The organism is Halomonas campaniensis (assembly GCF_014193375.1).
GTDB classification, from domain to species: domain Bacteria; phylum Pseudomonadota; class Gammaproteobacteria; order Pseudomonadales; family Halomonadaceae; genus Halomonas; species Halomonas campaniensis.
Genome location: NZ_JACHZF010000018.1, coordinates 36,046 through 59,884, shown reverse-complemented (window position 1 = coordinate 59,884; position 23,839 = coordinate 36,046). Strand labels below are relative to the sequence as shown.

Annotated in this window: 19 protein-coding genes and 3 pseudogenes; 7 read left to right on the top strand and 15 right to left on the bottom strand. The window is 60.3% G+C overall.

The annotated features are described in order from the left end of the window. Positions 1–31: 31 nt before the first annotated feature. Positions 32–1,042 (top strand): annotated as a pseudogene (locus tag BDK63_RS12920) (IS1380 family transposase); the annotation flags it as partial. 215 nt (positions 1,043–1,257) lie between these two features. On the opposite strand, the gene BDK63_RS12915 reads toward BDK63_RS12920, so the two are convergent. Then, positions 1,258–1,701 carry a hypothetical protein gene (locus tag BDK63_RS12915; protein ID WP_221202616.1) on the bottom strand — a complete coding sequence of 148 codons (444 nt, stop codon included), beginning with the start codon at positions 1,699–1,701 and terminating at the stop codon, positions 1,258–1,260. 480 nt (positions 1,702–2,181) lie between these two features. Here BDK63_RS12915 and BDK63_RS12910 point away from each other — a divergent pair, with 480 nt between their 5' ends. From BDK63_RS12910 to BDK63_RS12895, 4 genes are all read left to right on the top strand, one after another. Next, positions 2,182–3,132 (top strand): PDR/VanB family oxidoreductase, encoded by a 951-nt coding sequence (locus BDK63_RS12910; RefSeq protein ID WP_246386094.1) that lies wholly within the window; start codon positions 2,182–2,184, stop codon positions 3,130–3,132. 28 nt (positions 3,133–3,160) lie between these two features. Continuing rightward, positions 3,161–4,342, top strand: a complete 1,182-nt coding sequence (locus BDK63_RS12905; protein WP_183332610.1) for a Gfo/Idh/MocA family oxidoreductase — start codon at positions 3,161–3,163, stop codon at positions 4,340–4,342. 65 nt (positions 4,343–4,407) lie between these two features. Next, the gene (locus BDK63_RS12900) at positions 4,408–4,893 is read left to right on the top strand and encodes a MarR family winged helix-turn-helix transcriptional regulator (RefSeq protein WP_086508639.1); all 486 of its coding nucleotides are present in this window, start codon (positions 4,408–4,410) and stop codon (positions 4,891–4,893) included. A 46-nt stretch (positions 4,894–4,939) separates the two neighbouring features. Continuing rightward, entirely contained in the window at positions 4,940–5,704 is a 765-nt protein-coding gene (locus BDK63_RS12895; protein WP_183332608.1) for a class II aldolase/adducin family protein, read from the top strand. A gap of 85 nt (positions 5,705–5,789) precedes the next feature. Here the strand turns inward: BDK63_RS12895 and nadC are convergent, their stop codons facing one another. From nadC to BDK63_RS12855, 8 genes and pseudogenes are all read right to left on the bottom strand, one after another. Next, positions 5,790–6,638 carry a carboxylating nicotinate-nucleotide diphosphorylase gene (gene nadC / locus BDK63_RS12890; protein ID WP_183332606.1) on the bottom strand — a complete coding sequence of 283 codons (849 nt, stop codon included), beginning with the start codon at positions 6,636–6,638 and terminating at the stop codon, positions 5,790–5,792. A 30-nt stretch (positions 6,639–6,668) separates the two neighbouring features. Beyond that, complete coding sequence (locus BDK63_RS18760) at positions 6,669–7,565, bottom strand: EamA family transporter (protein ID WP_183332604.1); 897 nt, start codon at positions 7,563–7,565, stop codon at positions 6,669–6,671. Between the two features lie 90 nt (positions 7,566–7,655). Beyond that, complete coding sequence (locus tag BDK63_RS12880) at positions 7,656–9,596, bottom strand: TRAP transporter permease (protein WP_246386092.1); 1,941 nt, start codon at positions 9,594–9,596, stop codon at positions 7,656–7,658. A 12-nt stretch (positions 9,597–9,608) separates the two neighbouring features. Then, entirely contained in the window at positions 9,609–10,607 is a 999-nt protein-coding gene (locus BDK63_RS12875; RefSeq protein WP_183332601.1) for a TAXI family TRAP transporter solute-binding subunit, read from the bottom strand. Between the two features lie 103 nt (positions 10,608–10,710). After that, entirely contained in the window at positions 10,711–11,703 is a 993-nt protein-coding gene (locus BDK63_RS12870; RefSeq protein WP_183332599.1) for an ABC transporter substrate-binding protein, read from the bottom strand. A gap of 82 nt (positions 11,704–11,785) precedes the next feature. Then, the gene (locus BDK63_RS12865; RefSeq protein WP_183332598.1) at positions 11,786–13,099 is read right to left on the bottom strand and encodes a Rieske 2Fe-2S domain-containing protein; all 1,314 of its coding nucleotides are present in this window, start codon (positions 13,097–13,099) and stop codon (positions 11,786–11,788) included. Positions 13,100–13,279: 180 nt separating this feature from the next. Next, positions 13,280–13,707, bottom strand: a pseudogene (locus BDK63_RS12860) (integrase core domain-containing protein); the annotation flags it as partial. Positions 13,708–13,757: 50 nt separating this feature from the next. Further along, positions 13,758–15,011 (bottom strand): IS256 family transposase, encoded by a 1,254-nt coding sequence (locus BDK63_RS12855; protein WP_183332595.1) that lies wholly within the window; start codon positions 15,009–15,011, stop codon positions 13,758–13,760. A gap of 375 nt (positions 15,012–15,386) precedes the next feature. On the opposite strand from BDK63_RS12855, the pseudogene BDK63_RS12845 reads away from it, so the two are divergent. Continuing rightward, positions 15,387–16,073 (top strand): annotated as a pseudogene (locus tag BDK63_RS12845) (LysR substrate-binding domain-containing protein). A gap of 56 nt (positions 16,074–16,129) precedes the next feature. Here BDK63_RS12845 and BDK63_RS12840 read toward each other — a convergent pair. From BDK63_RS12840 to BDK63_RS12820, 5 genes are all read right to left on the bottom strand, one after another. After that, on the bottom strand, positions 16,130–17,221 hold the full coding sequence (locus tag BDK63_RS12840; RefSeq protein WP_183332589.1) for an NAD(P)-dependent alcohol dehydrogenase: 1,092 nt from the start codon (positions 17,219–17,221) through the stop codon (positions 16,130–16,132). Positions 17,222–17,287: 66 nt separating this feature from the next. Further along, complete coding sequence (locus BDK63_RS12835; RefSeq protein ID WP_183332587.1) at positions 17,288–18,754, bottom strand: aldehyde dehydrogenase family protein; 1,467 nt, start codon at positions 18,752–18,754, stop codon at positions 17,288–17,290. A gap of 37 nt (positions 18,755–18,791) precedes the next feature. Beyond that, a complete protein-coding gene (locus BDK63_RS12830; RefSeq protein ID WP_183332584.1) occupies positions 18,792–20,342 on the bottom strand; it encodes an FAD-binding oxidoreductase in 1,551 nt (516 codons plus the stop codon). A 31-nt stretch (positions 20,343–20,373) separates the two neighbouring features. Further along, positions 20,374–20,913 (bottom strand): hypothetical protein, encoded by a 540-nt coding sequence (locus BDK63_RS12825; RefSeq protein WP_183332582.1) that lies wholly within the window; start codon positions 20,911–20,913, stop codon positions 20,374–20,376. A gap of 4 nt (positions 20,914–20,917) precedes the next feature. Beyond that, the gene (locus BDK63_RS12820; protein ID WP_183332580.1) at positions 20,918–21,292 is read right to left on the bottom strand and encodes a c-type cytochrome; all 375 of its coding nucleotides are present in this window, start codon (positions 21,290–21,292) and stop codon (positions 20,918–20,920) included. Positions 21,293–21,606: 314 nt separating this feature from the next. Between BDK63_RS12820 and BDK63_RS12815 the strand changes: the two genes are divergently transcribed. Next, on the top strand, positions 21,607–23,352 hold the full coding sequence (locus tag BDK63_RS12815; RefSeq protein WP_221202615.1) for a sigma 54-interacting transcriptional regulator: 1,746 nt from the start codon (positions 21,607–21,609) through the stop codon (positions 23,350–23,352). Positions 23,353–23,393: 41 nt separating this feature from the next. On the opposite strand, the gene BDK63_RS12810 is transcribed toward BDK63_RS12815, so the two are convergent. Continuing rightward, positions 23,394–23,801 (bottom strand): nuclear transport factor 2 family protein, encoded by a 408-nt coding sequence (locus BDK63_RS12810; protein WP_183332578.1) that lies wholly within the window; start codon positions 23,799–23,801, stop codon positions 23,394–23,396. Positions 23,802–23,839 lie beyond the last annotated feature (38 nt).

The following is a 23,839-nucleotide window of genomic DNA, read 5'->3' as shown; positions in this document are numbered from 1 at the left end:
CTGGCTTCTCATCCAGATTGACGCGCTACAGGTCGAGGCACCGATCACTGCCGAAACAACACACGTCTGCCTGGACATCGACACCTTCGTCATAGACAACAGCAACTCGAAGAAGGAAGGCGTCTCGCGGACCTACCAGAAGGTCGATGGCTACACCCCGATCGCCGCCTATCTGGGCAACGAAGGGTGGTGCCTGGGCCTGGAGCTGCGTCCTGGCAAGCAGCACACCATGAAGGAGAGCAACGCCTTCCTGGAGCGAGTACTGCCTCGCGCCCAAGGCCTGACCGAGCAACCGATCCTGTTACGCGAGGACAGCGGCTTCGACAGCCAGGCGCACCTGGCGCTTCTCGAACAGCAGCGCCAGGTCTTTGCCGACGAGGGGCGCCGGCTCGACTATGTCGTCAAATGGAACCCGCGCGGCTCGGCCACGGCCGATCAGGAAACCTGGCGGGCCGTGGCGGCGGACTATTGGGAAGAGCTGCGTCCTGGCAAGCGCCAGGCGCTGTGGACGCAGACCGTCTCGATCCAAGACGACAACAGGACCGAATACGTCGTCCAACGCGTGATGCGCCTGGTCGAGCGCACTGCCGATCGCGATGGTCAGTTGCTGCTCGAACCAAACTATGAGCTGGAAGGCTGGTGGACCAGCCTCGACGAGTCGCCGGAGGCGGTGATCAAGCGCTACCAGGCACATGCCACTCACGAGCAATTCCACAGCGAAATCAAGACCAATCTCGACCTGGAGCGGCTGCCGTCGGGCAAGTTCGCCACCAACGATCTGATCCTGCGCCTCGCCCAGCTGGCCTACAACATCCTGCGACTGATGGGACAGCTGGGCATGACCGGCGAGCTGAGCCCGGTGCGTCATCCCGCCAAACGGCGCCGGATACGCACCGTGCTACAAGAACTGGTGCATCGTGCGGCGCTCGTGATTCACAAGGCGCGCCAGATCGTCCTCGACTTCGGGCAGGACATCGGACGCATGACGGTATTGAACACCCTGCGAAGCCGCCTGCGCTATCCGCAAGGAACGCCATGCTGATCGCCTGTCGGACAAAGGCACCACGCAGAGGGCTGACGGTTACCGGCAGCCAGTATCACCGTGTCCGGCGGGTAGAAATGCATGTCAAAATGGGCTGCTCTCGCCGGTCGGCGTCGCCATGGTTGGCCCTCCCCGGTATGCGTTCAGCGGTTGAGACGGAATCGGAGGTCAAAAAATGCTCGCTGGCGGTGATAGGGGAAGTGTCGGCGCTGGCTTCACGGAATCAGGACCTTACCCAACCTTTCAAAAAATTTCGCACTGGGACAGAAATTTCGAGCCTCCGCGACAGAAGCTCCTGAACGCATGGACTTCCAGCAGATACCAACTACCGGACAGTTATTGCAAGCTTCCTCCAAGGCTTCAAGCTGAGACGACTCTGTGTTTGAAAAGTCATTCCTCGACACCCCAAACCGACTCATCATCACCGGCATCAGCGTTTCGGCTGGTATCAAACCCCAGCGGCCACCACTGCTCAGCTGCCTCGCCACTTCTCGCTCGAAATCGGCTTCAAGCTTGAAGTCGGCATCCTGAATCATCTTTCGATAGGTTTCGGTAGATCCCTCCTGTATATCGAGGACCACTTTCGAGAGAGAACTTTTATAGAAAAAATCCGAAACCCTTTGCATGCCAGCCACCAAACAATCGATACGGATATTCATGATGTCCCATCCTCCAGGTTGGTAAATCAGTGCAAAAAACGCACGCTGCAAAATACTTTCATATCTAACCATCATAGGACGACATGAGATATTTTCTTTGACACAGGTCATTTTACTCTCTCAAGGAATAACCGACGACTTCAACCCCGGTGACCTCTCCTCAGATGGCCATTGACAGGAGCCCACGCTCAACACGGGATTCGCTCCCTAGCTGTACTTCGTTGACATACTGGACCGGCGGCACACAGCCCAGCGGACCTACGCCCTCCTCGCCTCCATCTCTTCCTGGCCATGCCAGCCCTCTCCACAGTCAGGTTGGCAGCGTGTCGAGCCGCAACAGGCGGCACCCAGCCCATGCGACCAAAGTCGCAACCTCATGTCTTGCATTGTCGCCGGAAAAATACTTAGATATAGAAGTATATTCAGCCACATGACAAGAAAGGTGGGTATCCAATGGCCAGCGCCTCCAACGAACTCCCCATGAGCGAACTGCTCGTCTCCGCACTGGACGCAATCGCTGATGGCATCTACCGCATAGAGCTCGTTGACCCCAATGGCGACGACCTTCCCGAATTCGCACCTGGAGCTCATGTGCGCATCGAGACTCCCAGCGGCCAGATGAGACATTACTCGCTGTGCAACGATCCCGACGAGCAGGAGCGGTATGTCATTGCGGTCAAGCGCGAGGAGGAAGGCACCGGCGGATCGAGGAGCCTGATTGACGAAACCCGGGTGGGCGATCACCTCAAGGTATCGGCGCCGCGCAACGACTTCGAGCTGACAGGCAACCCCGCTCGCTACATTTTCATCGCCGGCGGAATCGGCATCACCCCGATTCTCTCGATGATTCATCACCTGCAGGCAACGGGAGGCAAACCCTTCAAGCTCTATTACTTGACGCGCGAGCCGTCGCAAACTGCCTTTCTCGAGGAACTCAGCGCCCCCGAGTATCGAGGCAAGGTGGTGATCCATCATGACCATGGCGATCCCGACAACGCCTATGACCTGTGGCCGGTCCTCGAGCAGCCCAAGGGAGCCCACATCTACTGTTGCGGCCCCCGGGGACTGATGGAGGCGGTTCGCGACATGACCGGCCACTGGACACCCTCCAGTGTGCACTTCGAGGACTTCGGCGGGAGCCAGACAGCCAGCACAGTAGAGGATACGCCTTTCACCGTACGCCTCCACAAGACCGGCGAGGCGATTCCGGTACCGGCAGGCGTATCGATCCTCGAGGCATTGAGAGTGAACGGCCATCATGTGCCCTACTCCTGCGAAAGTGGTACCTGCGGCTCCTGTCGAACCCGGCTGTTGGAAGGTGAGGCGGAGCACCGTGACCTGGTTTTGTCAGAAGCCGAGCGACAGAATCACATCATGGTCTGTGTCTCGCGCGCACGTTCGAAGGAACTGGTAATCGATCTAGCGGAATAATCCATTGCATCACCACGGAGTGCTCACGATGCCAGTACCCCGCTTGAAACTCGGCGTTGCCGGCCTAGGGCGTGGCTTCATGCTGCTGTTGCCCACCCTCGCGGCCCATCCAGGTATTCGCTTAGTGGGAGCAGCCGATCCGCGAGAGGAGGCTCGCCGGCAGTTTAGAGCCGACTTCGGCGCGAGAACCTATGCCCAGGTCGCCGACCTGTGCGCCGATCCTGACGTGGAAGCGATATATGTCGCCACTCCCCACCAGCTGCATCGCGAGCATGTCGAACTGGCGGCGGCACATGGCAAGCATGCCCTAGTCGAGAAGCCGATGGCACTCTCCCTTGAGGATTGCCAGGCCATGATCGATGCCATGCGCCGCGCCAGACGCTGGCTAGTCGTCGGACACAGTCATAGCTTCGATGCGCCTTATCTGCGCACTCGCGAGATGATCGACAGCCAAGGGTTCGGGGCGGTGCGCATGATCAGCGCCCTCAATTACACCGACTTTCTCTACCGCCCCCGCCGTCCGGAAGAGCTGGATACCTCGCAGGGCGGCGGTGTGGTGTTCAGCCAGGCTGCTCATCAGGTCGATATCGTGCGTCTACTCGGCGGCGGGCACGTCAAAAGCGTACGGGCCGCCACTGGAAGCTGGGATCCTGCACGCCCCACGGAAGGCGCCTATAGTGCGCTACTCACCTTCAATAACGGTGTCTTTGCCAACATGACCTACAGCGGATTCGCGCATTTTGATAGCGACGAACTCTGCGGATGGTCTGGCGAACTAGGCCAGCCTCGAGATCCCAACCAGTACGGCACTGCCAGGGCGAAGCTGGCGAAGATTCAAGGACCCGAAGAGGAGACCGCTCTCAAGAATACCCGCACCTATGGCGCCGGCCTGTCCCTAGCCAATAGTCAACTACCAGACTCGGCACACAATCATTTTGGCTTCATCCTTGTTTCCTGTGATGGTGCCGACCTTCGTCCCCTACCGCACGGGGTACAGGTCTATGCCCATACTCGCCGCTATCTAGAAACATTGCCGTCACCGGAGATCCCGAGGCGTGAAGTCCTGGATGAACTGATAGGTGCCATACGCCATGACCGTCCCCCCATTCACACCGGCGAATGGGGCATGGCCACGATGGAAGTCTGTTTTGCACTGCTTGAATCCGCACGACATGGACATGAAGTCACGCTATCTCACCAGCACGCATGACGGAACTGGTGTGTTATAATGAAACGTTGGAGTAGGGCAATATTGCTTTCTTGGAGGACGTCACGATGCCCCGTACCAACAATAGGGAAACGCAAACGGTTCTTCGTCATTGGCAAGAGGATGTTCCGGACGATCGCCTGGCCCACTTGATACGCGATGCAGGCCGAGTTCTGACAAAGAGCCTACAGACACGCTTGGCAGAGCACTCAGTAAGCTTCGGCCACTGGTCGTTTCTGCGCATCCTCTGGGTAACGGAAGGATTGACGCAACGCGAGCTCAGTGAACAGGCTGGACTGATGGAGCCCACGACCTTTACCGCCCTGAAAGCAATGGAGGCCAAAGGCCTGATCGAGCGCCGACAACTCAATGGTAACCGCAAGAACATACATATCTACCTTACGGAAAAAGGGCGTAATCTCAAGAAAACCCTGATCCCACTGGCTGAGGAAGTCAATGATATTGCCGTGCAAGGTGTCGAATGTGAAGATCTTCGAGTGACACGGCGCACCTTGCTCAAGATCATCAGCAACTTGGCCGAGGCTAACGAATAATTTCTGACCCCGACCACTTATACACTCACCACCCTATGGAATAGCGATGAATACCGATAATTCGACCTCAGTTACGGCCACCCAAAGCACAGAAGATCTATTGAGGGACCTCGTAGATGCTAACCATATCCTTTTCAATGAAGGCGTACTCGATGCCTTCGGACATGTCAGCATCCGGCACCCGGAAAATACCGAACGGTTTCTGCTGGCGCGGAACATGGCACCCGGGCTCGTCACGTTGGACGATATCCTGACATTCGATCTCGATGGCAACCCCATCGATGCAGATGACCGGCCCGTCTATCTTGAGCGCTTCATTCATGGAGAGATCTACCGGGCACGACCGGATGTCATGGCGGTTGTACATAGCCACTCTCCTTCCGTCGTCCCCTTCAGTGCCGTCAAGTCGACTCCTTTGCGGCCGATGTGCCATATGAGCGGCTTCTTGGGTGCTGGTGCGCCGATCTTCGAGATCCGGGACACGGCAGGCACGGCGACTGACCTGCTGATCCGGGATCGTTCGCTGGGGGCTTCACTTGCCGATTCCCTGGGAAACGACAATGTCGTACTGATGCGTGGGCATGGCGCGACGGTCGCCGGACCTACCTTGAAGCAAGCAGTCTATCGAGCCATCTATGTCGAAGTAAATGCACGGCTTCAAGCTGATGCACTGCGACTTGGCCCCATCGAGTACCTTACCCTCGACGAGGCACGCTCAGCCAGGGAGACGACCGAGGGGCAGGTGGAAAGGCCCTGGCAACTTTGGAAAATGCGAGCACGCCAAGCACAAACTCACCTTGGCAGATTTTGAACCCTTGTACATCGGAGATACATCTAACTGCCGACACCACGGTATTATTCGATTGACGTCGGCAGTCCATTGTCCTCTCGCCTTTTTATATCGATAGACGCATCGACAGATCAATCGCCTCGAGGTCCTTGGTCAGGGTGCCAAGGGAGATGTAGTCCACTCCTGTCCTTGCGATATCGATCAAGGTGGCCTCCGTGATGCCTCCAGAGGCCTCAAGCACCACGCGCCCTGCTGCTAAACGGACTGCCGTACACATGTCCTCGACCCCGAAGTTATCCAACATGATAATATCGGGACTCGCCTCAAGTGCTTGATGGAATTCCTCAATGTCTTCGACTTCTACTTCAATCGACTTCTCGGGCGCCAAGCGTCTCGCTTCGTTTATTGCCAATGCTATACCCCCACAAGCTGCTATATGATTCTCTTTGATAAGGTAAGCATCGTACAATCCCATTCGGTGACTATGGCAGCCTCCGCAACGCACCGCATATTTCTGAGCCAAGCGCATTCCTGGCAGCGTCTTCCTGGTATCCAGAAGCTTAACCGATGTCCCTTCAATTAATTTACAATAAGACCAGCTACGAGTTGCTGTTCCCGAGAGAGTCTGCAGATAGTTGAGTGCCGTTCTTTCACCTGCCAGAAGTGATCTCGCACGCCCGGTAATCTGACAGATACCTTGACCGACCTCTACCTCGTCACCATCCTTGACGCTCCAGAAGACTCTTACCTCCGGATCAATTTGATAAAAAACCTCATCAACCCAGCCAGCACCACATACTATAGCTGTTTCCTTTGCTGTAATAACAGCCTCACCAATGCAATCAAATGGCACTAATTTAGCAGTAACATCTCCGTCTCCAACATCCTCCATCAGTGCAGCAGCAACATTCCGCCGCATGTCAGCACAAAGGTTATTTCTATCCAGTTGATACATATTTCACGCTCGCCTATGAAGTATAAGGCTTTAAGATACCCCAAAATACAGTATCAAGCCAACACCTAAAACGGTAAAAATGGTGCCGAGCACAACCCATTTGTTGAAGACCTCTTCATCTCGCATGAACAGCCCTGTAACAAGCAACACAAAGAAAGGGGTTGTCGAAGCCAAGGGGGCAACAACGGAAACCCTCCCCACTTGCAACGCCATATAAAGAAGCACAGGACCAAGGCTCGAAAAAACACCTGCGGCTACAAATCCAACAAGTTCTGGAAGCTCACACCTCAATACTCCTGAAGGCCTGAAAGCCACCAGGTATAGAGCGAACAACAGCCAAGAAGTGGATGTTGTTACCGCTGCTGCAGTGACTGCGTCCGTACCAATATCAATACCGATCTTTCTGAATAAGACTGATACACCGTAAGCAAGTGATGCAGCGAGTGGAAATAAAAGATACGGTTTCGGTGCTATAGTACAGCTCATGGAGTCCTTACCGCTCTGCAAGCCAAGAAGCATGCTTCCAGCGAGCACAAGCATAATACCGAAAAATATTTCGGAATCAAGAATCTCACCTAGGAAAATGGCTGCCAGAAATACAGTAAACACCGGATGTGTCAATGTGATAGGGGTGGTGATGTTAGCACCCAACCTAGCCATGCCTTGAAACTGAAATAGCCGGCCAAGTAATGGTGCAAAAATACCAGCGAGTGCGAAATACTGCCACTCCACAGAAGGAGAGATACTACCTTTATCCCTCATCAAGCTCCATGCCCAGAGAAACACCACATTTGTGGTGAGGGTTACCCATAGGGCAGCAAGGGATGAAGCACTTTTACCGGCCATCTTGACGAAAATAAATGTGACAGCAAACATCAGTGACGAGGCTAAAGAAAGTAAGATAGGGATGGCTTCCGAACTCGTCACATCGCCCTCACATAAAAATTAAAAAAGACAGGGAACATATTAGAACCCTGCCTTGATGAGCCAACAAACCCAAAAAATATCTTTAAATAATTACACTACCACTTTATTTGCATATAATCGTAGATGCGGTGTTGCCATTATGGCTAGGGCAACACAAATGGTCGCGATCACTATAGCCCACCAACTTGGCATGATAAAGAGTAGACCGGCCAGGCCAAAGCCAACTCTCGGGAGAGCCTTAGTCAGCTTCTGGCGCCAGAAGCCTTCTACCGCGACACTGAGCAATAGCACTCCCACCACTGCAGAAATGCAAGAAATGGCGATCTCTATCCAGCTACCTACCAGCAGCAAGCCCTCGCCATGCACGAATGCAAACGGCACGATGAAGGCCGTAATGGCCAGTCTCACTGCCCCAGTAGCAATTTCCAGAGGCTTGGCATCGGCGATCGCCGCGGCAGCGAATGCCGCTACGGCAACTGGTGGCGTCATGGCTGAGAGCACGGCAAAATACAGGATGAACATGTTCGCCTGGAGGACACTTAAATCCATGCTCAGCAGAGTGGGCCCGACCAGTACAGCTGCCAAGATGAAGGCTGAGGGTGTCGGCATTCCCATTCCCAGGATGATAGCTAGCATGGCAGAAATGATCAGCGCAATAAACGTGCTATCACCAGCGAGCATAAAGACGAGTTCGGCAAACTTTCCTCCCAGCCCTGTCATGGAAATTCCGCCTATCACCAGTCCAGCCGCCGCGCAGGCTGCCACGACGGACACCATACGCAGCGTGGTAACAGCCAAGGCGTCCCAGATCGCCTTAAGACTCATCCGAGTCGAAGATCGAATTGCAGATACAAGTAGAACCGAGACAGTAGCAATCACCGCCACATAAGTCGGAGAGTAACCCATCACTAGAGCCACTGACAAGGCTACCAATGGAAGAATAAACAAGCCGCCGTTCTTAAGCGTTTGTTGGAGGCGCGGCGTTTCATCCTCCGAGAGCCCCTTCAGGCCGAGTTTCTGTGAGCGCAAATGCACCTGAACATAAACGCAAAGGAAATAAAGTAGCGCCGGAACAATGCCGGCAATTACGATATCGCGGTATTCGATTCCAGTATATTCCGCCATGATAAATGCTGCTGACCCCATCACTGGAGGCAAAAGGCTTCCCCCCGTTGATGCAGCTACTTCAACACTGCCCGATAGCGGTTTGCTGTATCCAAGACGCTGCATAATAGGGATGGTAACGGAGCCCGTTGTGACCACATCGGAGGTAGGACTACCTGACATGGTACCATAAAGGCCAGATGAAATGACGGCGATCTTAGCCGGGCCTCCAGGCTTTCTTCCAGCAATAGCCGACGACAAATTATAGAAAAACTCGGCCCCACCCGCTTTAGACAGAAAGGTTCCGAACATCACGAACAGGAAGGCATAAGTCGCCGCCACCCTGAGCGGTACCCCGAACAATCCATCCGAGGTAAACATCATAATATCAAGGAAGTGATTGTAGCTGACCTCCCTGAAGCCAAATGCACCCGGGAGGGAGTGACCCCAAAGATTGTAGGCGACAAAGACCAACACTACACTGGTAAGACCAAAACCCACGGTGCGACGAGTCGCTTCAATTGTCAGCGCCAAAAGCACGCTAGCCGCTAGCAAGTCCGGCGTCTCCAGTGGATCGAATAGGGTGATCCGCTCGGCTATCCTCTGGCTTTCCATAAAGAAATAAGCACCGACGATGATGCTGGCTACGACAAAGCACCAGTCGATCAGGCTGGGGCGATCCTGCCGCCCCTTGGGCCCAGCACTAATATTGATAAACAAAAGAGCCAACATAGCGGATAGAAAGACGACCATCATGACATAAAGATCAATGTATATGATTGTCGTCGTATAAATGACCGCCAGCGCTACAAGGGCAGCGCATCCATGCACTGCCATACCCAACATCCCTGTCAGGTTCCTCTTGGAGCCGGTCCCCGCTAGCAGAAATAAGATATGACTCATAATTAAGCCTCTTGGCTGAATCATTATTTTAATAACTTATCGGAGGCCTACTTCGCTTAGATAACGTGCGGCGCCATCATGATACGGCACAACTTCAACAGAAGCCATGATTTCCGGTGTCAAAGCTCTCATTGCAGAGTGAACACCAGCAATTTTTTCATAGTTTTCATAAAATGCTTTTGTTAAATCATATGCCATATCCTCATCCATGTCGCTTCGCACAGCCAAGGCAGCACTAACCGTTACAGTCGGGGTGTCGCCTGGCGCCCATTCATAAGCGCCGCCAGGGATAACGAATGGGTTAGTGCCGGTCCTCTCCGCTACTGTATTGATAGTTTCATCAGCCAGTGACAACAGTTTCAAATCAACGCTTGACGCAGCCTGCATGATGGAAGCCTGCCCGACGAAAAGGCTGTTCAAGAACATATCAATCCGGCGATCCTGGATCAGGCTAGTCTGCTCACCTGATGCTGCATAGATGATATCACCTCCCCAGCTCTTGAGTTCATCCGGCCCAGCCCCAATGGTTTCCAACATGACTTCGGCAACATTAGATGCGATATTTCCTCGTCTATTTATGGCTATGGTAAGTGGCTCCTCGACTTCAGAAATATCCTCAAAGTTTTTAATCCCATACCTCTCAGCGACAGACTCCCTTATGACAGCTTGCATAGGAGACCAAGTATAGAGATAAGCAAGCACTCTGATGTCGTCATTTACTGGCTCACGAAACGGTGCTTCACCATCACGAGCCAGTTGCAATACAGAATCCTCAATAATGGCAAGGTTTGCATCATCGCGCTGCAGGATAGCAACGTTGGCAATACCTCCTCCTGACGTTTGGTAAGTAACAGTCGAGCCCGGAAAGTCTTCTTTCAGGGCACTGTCTAGACCCGCACCGAGTAACGACCACAGACCACCTGGGGATGCGCCAGAGACAGTCATGTTATAGCTTTGAGCTGAAGCGACATTCATCATCAGCCCAGGAGCAACAAGGGCCATGGCCATCAAAGACTTCTTGATTGATTTTTTCATTTGTTTACCTTTTGTACTGGCGTCGTCATTGGTTCTACAGGGAATTGCTTGTTTTTGTAAATATGTCGCTGTGCAACGAAAACAATCTTCGTATAAACGCATTTTAGATCTTGAAGCTTTCCAGCGTGGCGGGATGGAACAGTTCCTCCGGCTTCAGGAGCCGCCGGGAAAGTCCCTCCGCATGGTGTTGCTCAAGAAACCTCTCCAGCGTTTGTCGATTGGGAGAAAATCCATAGGACCAGAAATCCTCACCCATCAGGCTCCGAGCGGCTTGGAGCTGGTCCTCGACGAACGGAAGTGTCACCTTGGTTGCTGAGGTATCACTGAGCTTCGCCAGTGCGCTAGCCTTGGATTGCTCGAATGCTTTGTAGACGGAGAACGGTAGCCAGGGATGGCGCTCTACAAGCGTCTTGCGAATACCCAGCAGATGCATGATGGGGAAGATGCCGGTTCGCCGATACCAGTCCGAGGCTGCCTGTTGAGGATCACGGTAGAGGTACCCCACATGAGGATGCCCCTGCATGAAACAGGACGGCGCTCGAGGCCCCATTACCGCATCCAACTCGCCGGAGGCCAGCATACCGGAGAGCGTTTCCCCTTCGGGAATATTCTCCACTCTAACTCCTTCGGGGAGATCGAGGTTGATTTTCTCGACCCGGCCTGGCTCCTCGTAACCGCCACGCATCCAGGTCACATCACGGGGCTGGAGGCCATGATCCTCCTCGAGGAACAAACGGGCCCAGACATTGGCGGTCAACTGATATTCGGGGACTCCAATGCGCTTGCCCCGCAGGTCGGCCGGCGATTCGATGCCGCGATCGGTCCGAATGTAGATGGAGGTATGCCGAAAGGCGCGAGAGGGGAAGACGGGCACCCCAATATAGGGACAATCACCCGCCGCTGTTTTCACGGTGTAGCTGCTCAGCGAGAGCTCCGTGATATCGAAATCGGCATGACGGAAGGCGCGAAAGAAAATCTCCTCCGGATCATGCAGCATGAATACAGGATCCACACCATCGATCTGCACCTCTCCATCGATCAATGGTCTCACGCGGTCGTAATTGCCGACGGCAACCGAAAGTTCCAGCTTGTTCATCAGGGCTCCTACTTTGTTATCCGTGATTCGGAACGTTCAGCAACATGAATGGGGTTGCTCCTTGGCTCAGCGTATCTATTTCCTAACGGTAGTAGTGGTGCGGCTCGCCGTCATACAGCTCCGCCTCTTCCGGAGCGGTACCCAATTGACGCCAATCCTCTTCTTTGGGGACGATACCCTGGAAGGACTTGAGCTTGTAATGCGGAATCCGCGGCTCCTTAGTGCCAATGGCTGGCCCTCCTTGCTGCATGGTCTTGGCAGCCTGCACCATCTGGCGACGGAATTCGACGATCGCCAGGTCACTCGCACCGAGACGATCATGGGTACGATCGGCAATCGGGCCCATGGTTTCCCACATCGCGATGTCCTGATTGGGGATGCCCTTGATCCCGGTGAAACTTGTACCGAGTTGCATGATGCGGCGATCCTGCCAGTAGTTGTTTTCGCGGGTGCGGAACTTGCGGAAGTGCTCGTCGACATCGATCCCGATCTGCGTGCCGAGGAACTTACGCCAGGACTCTGTATCAGGCGTGGTACTCGCGTCGCCCCATGCGATGAAGTGGAACGCTGTATGGGTGTCATCGATCGGCACGTGCAGGATCGCGATATCGTAGAGGTTGTTGGGTGGAATCTGCACGGTGTAGGGGGCTATGAACAGCGTGGTGCGCACGTAATCATGCGTCTTGGCGTCCTTGATCGGACGACGTATCGCGGCATAGCGAAAACCGAACGGCGTGGGCTGCACCTGCAGACGCGGTGCCTTGTCCGTGGACGGGCGTAGCCAGAGCTTGTCGGTGGCCTCGGCACCATCCTTGCGGGCCGGCACCATGTCGGTGGAATGCAGGCTCGAGGAGTGGGCCGAGTCGATGGCGCCCTCGAGGATCTGGGCCCAGTTGCAATCGACAATCACCTTAGAGATGGACACCTTGGTTTCCGGCGTCGGCTGGAACACTGGCGGCATGAACTCCGGCTGCTCCTCGGGAGGCCCCATATAGACCCAGACAAAACCGGCCGCCTCATGGGTGGGGTACGCCTTGTGCTTGACCTTCTCGGTCATCTTCGATTCGGGTGGTTCGGAAGCCATCTCCAGGACATTGCCCTCGACATCCATCTTCCAGCCATGGTATAAGCAGCGCAGTCCACACTCCTCGTTACGACCCAGCACCAACGACGCGCGCCGATGCGGGCACATCTCGTCCAGCACCCCTACGCGCCCTTCGGTATCGCGGAAAGCCACCAGATCCTCACCGAGCAGCCGAACCCGCACCGGATCACCGTCCGGCTCCTCGATTTCCTCGGATAGGCAAGCGGGCAGCCAGTGACGACGCATAATCTGCCCCATGGGCGCATCACCTTCAACACGGCACAGCAGGTCGTTCTCTTCTTGTGTCAGCATAAGGCACGGTCTCCGTTTCAAGGGGTAGTGAGCTATATGAGCAGCTCTCGCCGATAAACTTAGATATCTAACTTCTATGCCTAACCATAGCGCCTCGATCGGCCATGTCAAACAGACTAAAGTCGCATCCTCGTGGATCGGACACCGCGATGCTGACGTAGCCCCTCCCTCCAGCTGCACCTAGCTGTGTAAACCCATCAGGTTGTTCACGGAAAGGCCCAGCCGGCTAACCGGAGGGTGATAGTCCAGGCTGGCATGCGGCCGATTCCAGTTGTACTGATGAAGCCAGGCAGGCAGGTGCCTGCCGCGTTCTTCCGAGCTGCCGTAGGAGCGAGCGTAGGCCCACTCACGTAGCGCCGTCTGGATGAACCGCTCTGCCTTGCCATTGGTGCGTGGACTTATGGCTTGGTCCGACGGTGTTTCAGCCTCAGCCGCCGGCACAGGCGCTGCAAGCGCCGGGAGCGGTAGCAGGCACCGTTGTCGGTGAGCACCCGGGTAAAGCGGACACCCAGGCTGGCGTAATAACGCACGGCCTGGAGCAGGGCCAGGCAAGCGTTCCAGCCCGTTTCGTCCGGGTGAAAGCTGCTGAAGGCCACCCGCGAATGATTGAACCGTACCGGCTTTTTCGGGAGTTATCGCCAAATCTGGTGGATGGCGATCAGGCCGCACTCCTGTCTGATTGATCAACTACTTGCTCCCCGTCCTGGAACTTGACGTTGCTGACGACCAGTTCCAGCTTCTGGAAGTGCTTGATCCTCCTCCATCGCTTTTGGGCGCTCTGGAGCAGCTTGAAGACCATCGCCAGGGTCGTCGCTCGGGAGCCGCAGTTCCGGCTCCGCTTGGTCCTCAGCCGGACCGTGGCGAAGGTCGACTCGATCGGGTTGGTGGTGCGGATATGCACCCAGTGCTCTGCCGGGTAGTCGTAAAACGCCAGCAGCTCGTCCCGATCCTTGGCCAGGCACGCCATCGCCTTGGGGTACTTGGCCTCGAAACGTTTCACCGTGCGATCAAAAGCCTTGTGCGCCCCGTCGCGGGTCTCGGCCATCCAGATTTCATGGAAGTCAGCCTTGACCTTCGGCTGAACAGATTTCGGCAGCTTGTTCAGCATGTTAGCCGTCTTGTGGACCCAGCAGCGCTGATGATCGGTTGCCGGGTAAATCTTGCTCAGCGCCGCCCAGAACCCCATGGCACCGTCGCCTACTGCCAGCTTGAGAGCCTGGGTCAAGCCACGCTCTCGCAGACCTGTCAGCAGGGTCTCCCAGCTGGCTGCCGACTCGCGGAAGCCGTCCTCGACAGCCGCCAGCTCCTTGCGGCCCTGCTCGGTGACGCCGATGATCACCAGCAGGCACAGGCGGTCGCCCATGCGGATGTTGCTGTACACGCCGTCGGCCCACCAGTAGACGTAGCGTTTGTCGGCAAGGTCCCGCTTCTGCCACTCGGCATGCTCGTCTTCCCACTGCTTCTTGAGCCGTGGCACCGTGTTGGCTGACAACCCCTTGGCCTGGTCGCCCAGCAGCGCCGCCAGGGCCTCCTGATAGTCGCCGGTGGAGATCCCCTTCAGGTAGAGCCAGGGGATCAGCTCCTCGATGCTGCGGGCCCGCTTCAGGTAGGGCGGCAGCAGGCTGCTGTTGAACCGAACGCCACCGCCGCTGCGGTCGCGCACCTTGGGCACCTGCACGCTGACATCCCCGATCCCGGTCTGGACGGTGCGCTCTGGCAGGTAGCCATTGCGGACCACGGCTTGGCGCCCATCATCAAGCCGTTGGTCGGCGTACTGTGCCAAGAAGGTGGCCAGTTCGGCCTCGACGGCCTTGGCGATCAGGTCACGGGCGCCTTGGCGCAGCAGCTCGTGCAGCGGGTCAGCGACCTGGGGTTCTGGTTGTGAAAGAGCCCGGAGGGTAGAATCGGTCATGGCGTATCCACTCGTGTTGATTGAGATCTTGGTCGTGATCAATCAACAGGATACGCCACCCTTCCTACCCCCTCCCGTACACCAGAAATCACCATAGCTCGTGTTCTCACCGGCCCTCTGGACTTGTCGCATGCTGTGCCGCTTTCGCCACGTCCGATAGTGCTGGCAGAACTGGCTGTACCGGTAGGCCTTGTCGCCGTGAACCTCGTCGTGCTCCGCCCACACCAGTTACAGGGTCACGCCCTGCGCTTGAGCGCCTGGTGGACCTGGAAGTAGCCCGGTGCCGTGAATCGCAGCGGCGGTGTCTTGGCCTGAAACAGCCGCGTCTCCAACGCCGCCTCGCCGACGCCGCGGGCGGATCAGCATCATCCCGGCATCGCCGAGGCGCTGGGCCGGCTGCATGAGACCCTCAACCTGCGCGATGACTTCGAACCGGCCAGCAGCGAGCGCACCTTCCAACTGGCGATGACCGATATCGGCGAGATCGTCTTCCTGCCGCGGCTGCTCGAGCACCTGGCCAGGGAGGCGCCCGGCATCCGGCTCAGCACGGTGCGCAGCCATCGGGAGGACCTGAAACGGGAGATGGAGGAGGGGCGGATCGACCTGGCCGTTGGCCTGATCCCCCAGCTGGGGGCAGGCTTCTACCAGTAGCGGCTCTTCGTGCAGCGCTATGTCTGCCTGATGCGGGCGGGCCACCCGCTGGCGGCGGGCGACTTCAGCATGGAGGCCTTCATGGCGGCCACCCACGCGGTGGTGGTGGCGAAGGCCACCGGGCACGGCATCGTCGAGGAGCAGCTCGCCCGGGCGGGCATCGACCGCCCGGTCCGCCTGCAGCTGCCCCACTTCGCCGCCGTGCCCTACATCATCAGCGAGAGCGACCTGGTGGTGACGGTGACCGACAAGTTCGCCGAGGCGACCCGGAGACGCTTCGGCCTGGCGGTGCGCGAGCACCCCCTGCCCTTTCCCGAGATCCCCATCAACCTCTTCTGGCACCGCCGCTACCACCGCGACGCCGGCAACCGCTGGCTGCGCGGCCTGCTCTTCGCGATGTTCGCCGAATAGAAAGAGGGGGCACCTGCCCTGGCAGATGCCCCCTCGTGATGGCCGCATAAGCAGGGTCAGTCGGCGATCTTCAGCACCGGCTTGACGGTGGTGCCGTTCTTCGAGTCCTCGAAGGCCTCGTTGATCTGCTCGGGGGCGTAGAACTTCACCAGCCGATCGAAGGGGAAGCGCCCCTCCTTGAAGTAGGCCACCAGCTGCGGGATGAAGACCCGCGGCACGGAGTCGCCCTCGATCACCCCGATCATCGACTTGCCCTCGGCCATCAGGTCGTGGTGCACGTCCAGGGTCACCTCGGGGGTGACGCCGACGATGGCCGAGACGCCCAGCGGCTTGAGCGCCTGCAGCGACTGGCGCACCACCACCGGCACCCCGGTGGTCTCGACGGCGAACTGGCTGCCGCCACCGGTGATCTCACGCACCCGCTCGATGGTGTCTTCCTGCTGGCCGTTGATCGCATGGGTAGCACCCAGCTCACGGGCCAGCTCGAGACGGCTGTCGTGAACGTCCACCGCAATGATGTGCCGGCAGCCGGCAATGCGGGCCGCCATGATGGCGGAGAGCCCTACGGCCCCGCAGCCATAGACCACCAGGCTCGACCCGAACTCGGGCTTGAGCCGGTTGAGCACGGTGCCGGCGCCGGTCTGGATGCCGCAGCCCAGCGGGCCCAGCAGCGCCAGGTCCACCTCCGGGTCGACCTTGACCGCGTTGCGGGCGCTGACCACGGCATGGGTGGCAAACGACGACTGGCCGAAGAAGGTGGCCAGCGCCTCGCCGTCCCGTGCCAGGCGGTGGCTGCCGTCATCCATGGCGCCGCCGAAGTTGAGCGCGTTGAAGGTATCGCAGACGGTGGGGTGGCCGGTCAGGCAGTGGCCGCAGCCGCCACAGTGGCCAAACGACAGCACCACGTGGTCGCCCACCTCGAGCCCGGTCACCCCCTCGCCGAGTGCCTCCACCACGCCGGCCCCCTCGTGGCCCAGCACGATGGGGAAGGGCGCGATGCCCAGATCCCGGGCCACCGCATCAGTATGGCAGACGCCCGTGGCCACGATGCGCACGCGAATCTCGCCCAGGGCGGGCTCGGCCAGCTCGACCGCCTGCCATTCGAAGTCATGCCCCAGCGCCTGGGTCACAGCTGCCTTGATCTGCATGGATAGTCTCCTCGCCTTGATGATTCGAAAGCCGGGCCACCCCGAGGTGGCCCGGTGCACGCGGTCTCAGAAGGGATAGCCACGCGGCGCGTGCTGCACGCTGATCCAGTGGTCGGTGGTGAACTCCTCGATGGCCCAGTCGCCGTTGAAGCGGCCCAGGCCGGAGTTCTTCTCACCGCCGAAGGGCACGTGAGCCTCATCGTTGACCGGCATGTCGTTGACGTGGGTCATGCCCGCCTTGATGCCCTGGGCGAAGCGCAGGCCGCGGGCCAGGTCGCCGCTGAACACCGCGCTGGAGAGGCCGTACTCTGTGCCGTTAGCCAGTTCCAGGGCGTGGGCCTCGTCGCGGGCCTTCTGGATGCCCACCAGCGGACCGAAGATCTCCTCGCGGCTGATCTCCATCTCCGCGGTGACGTCGCCGAACACATGGGGCGGCACCAGCTGACCCTGGATCTCGCCCTCCAGCAGCACGGTCGCGCCCTCGCGCTTGGCGGTGGCGATCTTCTCCTCCAGCCCCTCGCGCTGCTTGGCGTTGATCACCGGGCCCACCACGGTGGCCATGTCATCGGGGTCGCCCACCTGGAGCCCCTTGACCTTCTCCACGAAGCGCTCGACGAAGGCGTCATAGCGGCTCTCGTCCACGATGATGCGGTTGACCGCCATGCAGATCTGGCCCTGGTGCAGGAACTTGCCCATGGCCGCGGCATTCACCGCCTGCTCGATATCGGCGTCGTCCAGCACCACGAAGGGGCTATTGCCGCCCAGCTCCAGGGAGACCTTCTTGATATGCTCGCCGCCGCTGGCGATGCGGCCGATGCCGCGGCCCACCTGGGTGGAGCCGGTGAAGGAGATCAGGCGCGGCACCCGGTGCTCGACGAAGGCGTCGCCGATCTCGCTGCCGGCACCCACCACCACGCTGAGCAGCCCCTCGGGCAGGCCGGCCTCCTCGAAGATCTTCGCCAGCAGCAGGCCGCCGGTGACCGGCGTGTCGCTGGCCGGCTTGACCACCACGGCATTGCCCAGGGCCAGCGCCGGGGCGATGGAGCGCTGGGAGAGGTGCAGCGGGAAGTTCCAGGGGCTGATCACGCCGACCACGCCCAGGGGCTTGCGATAGACGCGGTTCTCCTTGCCCGGCACGTTGGAGGCCAGGGTCATGCCGTGGACCCGGCCCGGCATGCTGGCGGCCTCCAGGGTGATCCCGCGGGCCGCACCCCACTCGACGTTGGCCTTGAGTCGGGTACTGCCCGACTCGCGGATCAGCCAGTCGATGATCTCCTCCTTGCGGGCATCGAAGATCGCCACAACGCGCTGCAGCAGGGCGCTGCGCTGGGCCGGCGGGGTCGCCGCCCAGGCGGCCTGAGCCTTCTCGGCGGCCAGGAAGGCGGCGTCGAGGTCATCCCGAGTGGCCAGCTGGATCTCGAGCAGCTCGCTGCCGTCGTAGGGGCTGGTCACGCGGGCGGTGCGCTCGCCGCTGCCCTTGCGCCACTCGCCGGCGATGGGCTGAAGCTGAAAGTCGCTGTATGCAGTGCTCATCTGATCTCTTCCTTACGGTCGGTTCATCGACGGACGGTTACAGGCGAATGCCGGACTTGCCCGGGGAGAGAATCCCGTTGGGGTCCAGGGCACGCTTCAGGGTGGTGTGTACCTCGCGCAGCGGCTCGCCGAAGGTGCCGGCCACCTGCTCCATGAACTCGTTGTTGGTACGGTAGAGGCCATAGCCGCGCTTGGCGAACTCGTCGATCAGCTCGGCGAAGCAGTCGTGGGCGCGCCGGGTCTCCTCCGGGTCCTGGCGGTTGTAGAGCAGGTCGATGACGTGGTGCATATCGCGCCAGCCGACGATGTACTCGGCCACGTAGTCGAAGCCGTACTTGCCGAGGATCTGCTGAGCCAGCTCGGTCTGGTCGCGGGTCTCGCTGCCCTTGGCCTGGGAGACCGGGGCGAACCACATGGAGCCGCCGCCCCCGCGCCAGTTATAGAGGCCGAACTCCTGCAGGTTCATCTCACCCTTCATCAGCGCCGAACGGTACTCGAAGCCGCCGCCGCGCTTCTCGGCTTCCGCGCCGAACATGATCTGGGCCTTGCCGCTCTTGCTGAAGGCCTGCTCGATGATGTTCCAGTTGACCTCGATCTGCTCCGGCGTGCCGTAGAGGGCGGCGTAGATGTTCCACTCGCCGATCCCCTCGTCCTGCTTGATGCGCTCGATGGCCTCCCGCGGGATGGACTCGGTGCCGTCGTAGTAGGCCTTGCGCTCCACGTGGGTACCGGCATCCCACAGGGTGTGCACGATCACCACGGCGTTGGGGATGATCTGCGCGATGCGCAGCGGGCGCATGATCTCGACGATCTCCTCGATATCCTCCGGATCGGGGTACTGGATCAGGAAGGGGCGATAGGCCGGCGGCTCCGGCATCAGCCACAGCCCCATCTTGGTGACGACGCCGTAGTTGGACTGTGAGAAGAGGCCGTCCAGGTAGGGGCCATAGCCCCACTTGAAAACCTGCCAGGAGGTCGAGTTCTCGATGCCGCCCATCCCGGTACGGATCATCTCGCCGTTGGCCAGCACCACCTCCATGCCGCACTGGAACATGAAGTGCTCGCCATAGGGGGTGTAGCCCACGCCGCGATCCAGGGTGTTACCCACCGGGCCGGCGATGGCCGAGGGGGCCGGCACCGAGAGCCACAGCTTGTGGCCCTTCTCCTGGATGTAGTCGTAGAGCTGCTGGTAGGTGACGCCGGGCTCCACCAACGCGGTGCAGGAGTCCGGATCCACCTCGAGGATGCGATTCATGCGGTGCAGGTCGAGGATCACCTGGCCGGTCTCCCCCGGCGCCGCCGAGCCGTAGCCCAGGTTCTTGCCGGTGGAGATGGTCCAGATCGGCACCTTGAACTCGTTGCAGGTGCGCACGATCGCCTGGACCTGCTCGGCGCTGGTCGGCATCACCGCCGCCGAGGGAATGTAGTCGCGGTCGTCGCCGGCCATCATGATCTTGGTGTAGGGCGCCAGCTGGCTCCCTTCGGTCAGGACGCTGTCGGCCCCGACAATCTCGCGAAAACGGCTCAGGGCGGTGTCGAAGTCCGCCTCGCTGACGCCCTTGGGAAGAATGCGCTGTGTCGTGCTCATGGGGTGTTCTCTCGCTTGTTGTAGTAGGGGCTCAGACCCGGACCAGGAAGCTCAGCTCGCGGGCACCGGTATCGGCAGGGCGGCGGAACTGGCGCGCCTCGCGACCGGCCGCGCCGGCCAGCGCCAGGCGGGCGTACTCGCGTCCCAGAGCGGACTGCCAGCTGCCGCCGGAGAGCGCCAGCGGCTCGGCGACCGGGCCGCGGTGGCTCACCAGGTGGTGGCGACCCTCGTCATGGCGCCCCAGGGCCAGGATCTGTCCCCGGCCGGCCAGCAGGCTGGTCAGCAGCACCAGGCCCGCCTCATCGGTGAAGCCGGTGATCAGGGTCCCCGCCGGCAGCGCATTGAGCGCCAGGGGGTCGAGGCGCCCCTCGTAGCGCGGCTCCCAGCCCTGCTGGCGCAGCCCCAGGCCCAGCTCGGTGGCCGAGCGGTCCACGCCGTAGAGGCGAATCGCCCCATGGATGGGCGCCCCGCCCGGGGTCGCCTGGCCGGCCCAAGCGGCGGCCATGGTCAGCGGTACCGCCGAGCCCAGCAGCAGGCCATTCTTGAGCAGCTGTCGACGCGTCAGTTTCATGGCCTCACTCCTCGCCAGCGGCGGTGTCGGCAAAATCACCGCGGGCCAGAGCCGCGCTCAGGGCATCGAGCTCGGTGTCGCTGATCTTGGCCGGGCGGAAGGAGGGCATGGCGGCCCGACCGTTGCGCACGGTCATGCGGATGTAGTTGACCCAGGCCTCCTGGGCCGCCTCGGGAAAGGCGTTGGTGATCACCGGGCCGACCGCCTTGTCCGGGGCGTGGCAGTGGGCGCAGACCTGGCGGTAGACCTCGGCGGGCTCGCGGGCATCCGGCTCGCCGGCCGAGAGCGTGGTGGGCAGCAGCAAGGCACCGAACAGGGCCAGGGCCCCGAGCCGGTACGCGGAGAGGTGCCGTGAGGGCGGCGTTTTTGTGTGTTGCATGTCAGTGTCACCCGTCTTGTCGTCAAGGGCATGTCATCAGCAGAGCAGGCCGCCCATCACTCTTATACTTTCGTATAAAACAAAGGGTTAGCACCCGGCTCCACGCCATTACCCTGTCAAGAACCGTGCCGGATTCGGAAAGATGCGAGGCATCAACGACCTAGGGAGGCGCTTCGGCCCTTCTCGTGCGCTTGACGGACAGGTGTTCGATATTTTCGCTTAATCATTTGATGAGCCCGTGACCAAATCAGCATCTCCGCCGACAGGTTCTCGTCGCCCGCGCGGCCCCGCCCGGCGACACGGGATGCTATCCTGTGCCGGTTCGCTTCCCGGTGTTCAGCGAGACCGCCATGCCCGCCATTCCCCATGACTACCCCAGCGCCCGCGACCTGATGGATGCCCTGCGCTTCCTGCCGGAAGAGGGGCAGATCTGGCTGGGCGAGCAGCGCATGCTGCTGATGTCTCTTCAGGCATCGGCCTTCTTCCGCAACGAGCTGGTCACTACGCTGGGCATCGAACGCGCTCGGGGCGTCTTCATTCGCCTGGGCTACTACTCCGGGCTGCAGGATGCCGAGCTGGGCGAGGCGCTGCGCGGCAAGGCGCTGGGCCTGCGCGACAGCTTCCTGGCCGGCCCCCAGCTGCATGCCCTGCAGGGGCACGTGCAGGCGATCCCGGTCCGGGTCGAGATCGACCCCGAGCACAACCGCTTCCACAGCGAGTTCATCTGGAAGGGCTCCTTCGAGGTGGAGGTGTGGCGCCCCCGGGGCGTGCAGGCCACCCCGGTCTGCTGGACGCTGCTGGGCTACGCCTCCGGCTATGCCACCCAGCTGCTGGGACGCGAGGTGCAGTATCGGGAAGTGGAGTGCATGGGCTGCGGCGATGCCCAGTGCCGCATCGAAGGGCGGTTTGCCGAGGAGTGGTCGGATCATGAGGCCTTCTCGGCCCTGCTGCGCGAAGCCCCGCTGATCGACGAGCTCTACGACCTGCAGGCTCGGGTGGCCACCCTGGAGGGAGATCTCGCCCGGCGACCCCGCGACGAGGACTGGGGCCCCATCGGTTCGGCCCCGGCCTTTCGCGAGATGCTCGCCATGCTCGACAGCGCCGCCGCCGCCGAGGTGCCGGTGCTGCTGCTGGGCGAGACCGGCACCGGCAAGGAGATCCTGGCCCGGCGCCTGCACGACCACAGCCAGCGCGCCGAGGGCCCCTTCATCGCCGTCAACTGTGCCGCCATCCCGCCGGAGCTGATCGAGTCGGAGCTGTTCGGCGTGGAGAAGGGCGCCTACACCGGCGCGACCCAGTCACGCCTCGGGCGCTTCGAGCGCGCCCACGGGGGCACTCTCTTCCTGGATGAGCTGGCCGAGCTCTCGCCCCGCGCCCAGGCGGCGTTGCTGCGCGCCCTGCAGGAGCATCAGATCGAGCGCGTCGGCGGCCAGGAGGTCAGGGAGGTGGATGTCCGGGTGGTGGCCGCCACCCACACCGATCTTCACCAGCGCGTCGAGGAGGGCCGCTTCCGCCGTGACCTGTTCTTCCGCCTCAACGCCTTCACCCTGACGGTGCCGCCCCTGCGCGAGCGCCGCGAGGACACTTCCGCCCTGGCCGAGCACTTCCTCGCCCGCTGCGAGCACCACTACCAGCGGCGCACCCTCGGCTTCTCCGACCAGGCGCGCGCGGCCATGCTCCAGTACGCCTGGCCGGGCAACGTGCGCGAGCTCAAGAACACCATCGAGCGCGGCGTGATCCTGACCGCGGATCACAAGCACATCACCGAGCGTGCGCTGTTCGGCGACTACCAGGTGCCGACGCTGCAGCGGGAGAAGAGCCAGGGGCTGGACGACCAGGGGCGCCTGGTCGAGTCGGCGGACGCCTCGCACGAGGACGCCTCGCCTCGCCGGCATATCCAGGCGCTGTTCGACGCCGGGCTGACGCCGGAGGATATCGAGAGGGAGATGCTGGTGGCGGCCCAGGCCGCAAGTGACGGCAATATCGCCGCCGCCGCTCGCCGCCTGGGCATGACCCGCCCCGCCTACGCCTACCGGCTGAAGAAGTACGGGCTGCGCTGAAGGCGGGCGCTCGATCGGCGCCCGCCAGTCTCAAGCCTGATTCAGGACGCGACCGGGCTTGCCCAGGCCGCCCGGGTGCTGTGCACGGCGCTCTTGTGGGTGATCTGCCAGCGGCCGTCGAGCTTGAGCAGCGCCAGCACGTCCACCCAGGAGTCGGCCGGGGTCTCGGTGTTGTCGAAGCCCAGCAGCACGCTGGCCACCTCGCCGGCCTGGGTCACCTGGATGACGCGACCGCGCACCTGCCGGTGGCTGGCCGCCCAGCGCTCGAAGCGGTCGCTGATCAGGTCCTTGCTGAAGCCGCCCTCGGCGTCCACTGCCAGGATCCAAGCGTCCTCGTGGAAGGCCTCCTCGAGCTTGTCCCGACGACCCTGAAAGCCCTCCACATAGCCCTGCACCACGCGGACGATCTCGTCATGGTCGGGCGTACGTTCGTCGACTGTCGTGTTCATGCGCTTCCCCTCCTGGTATCGAAGTCATGCAAACGCCG

What these genes read in the sequence shown, in the direction of transcription:
- BDK63_RS12875 (WP_183332601.1), bottom strand. Translation starts at nt 10,607, where the DNA reads ATGAAAAAATCAATCAAGAAGTCTTTGATGGCCATGGCCCTTGTTGCT.
- BDK63_RS12905 (WP_183332610.1), top strand. Translation starts at nt 3,161, where the DNA reads ATGCCAGTACCCCGCTTGAAACTCGGCGTTGCCGGCCTAGGGCGTGGC.
- BDK63_RS12870 (WP_183332599.1), bottom strand. Translation starts at nt 11,703, where the DNA reads ATGAACAAGCTGGAACTTTCGGTTGCCGTCGGCAATTACGACCGCGTG.
- BDK63_RS12865 (WP_183332598.1), bottom strand. Translation starts at nt 13,099, where the DNA reads ATGCTGACACAAGAAGAGAACGACCTGCTGTGCCGTGTTGAAGGTGAT.
- BDK63_RS12855 (WP_183332595.1), bottom strand. Translation starts at nt 15,011, where the DNA reads ATGACCGATTCTACCCTCCGGGCTCTTTCACAACCAGAACCCCAGGTC.
- BDK63_RS12915 (WP_221202616.1), bottom strand. Translation starts at nt 1,701, where the DNA reads ATGAATATCCGTATCGATTGTTTGGTGGCTGGCATGCAAAGGGTTTCG.
- BDK63_RS12825 (WP_183332582.1), bottom strand. Translation starts at nt 20,913, where the DNA reads ATGAAACTGACGCGTCGACAGCTGCTCAAGAATGGCCTGCTGCTGGGC.
- BDK63_RS12820 (WP_183332580.1), bottom strand. Translation starts at nt 21,292, where the DNA reads ATGCAACACACAAAAACGCCGCCCTCACGGCACCTCTCCGCGTACCGG.
- nadC (WP_183332606.1), bottom strand. Translation starts at nt 6,638, where the DNA reads ATGTATCAACTGGATAGAAATAACCTTTGTGCTGACATGCGGCGGAAT.
- BDK63_RS12835 (WP_183332587.1), bottom strand. Translation starts at nt 18,754, where the DNA reads ATGAGCACTGCATACAGCGACTTTCAGCTTCAGCCCATCGCCGGCGAG.
- BDK63_RS12900 (WP_086508639.1), top strand. Translation starts at nt 4,408, where the DNA reads ATGCCCCGTACCAACAATAGGGAAACGCAAACGGTTCTTCGTCATTGG.
- BDK63_RS12830 (WP_183332584.1), bottom strand. Translation starts at nt 20,342, where the DNA reads ATGAGCACGACACAGCGCATTCTTCCCAAGGGCGTCAGCGAGGCGGAC.
- BDK63_RS12840 (WP_183332589.1), bottom strand. Translation starts at nt 17,221, where the DNA reads ATGCAGATCAAGGCAGCTGTGACCCAGGCGCTGGGGCATGACTTCGAA.
- BDK63_RS12910 (WP_246386094.1), top strand. Translation starts at nt 2,182, where the DNA reads ATGAGCGAACTGCTCGTCTCCGCACTGGACGCAATCGCTGATGGCATC.
- BDK63_RS12895 (WP_183332608.1), top strand. Translation starts at nt 4,940, where the DNA reads ATGAATACCGATAATTCGACCTCAGTTACGGCCACCCAAAGCACAGAA.
- BDK63_RS12810 (WP_183332578.1), bottom strand. Translation starts at nt 23,801, where the DNA reads ATGAACACGACAGTCGACGAACGTACGCCCGACCATGACGAGATCGTC.
- BDK63_RS12880 (WP_246386092.1), bottom strand. Translation starts at nt 9,596, where the DNA reads ATGATTCAGCCAAGAGGCTTAATTATGAGTCATATCTTATTTCTGCTA.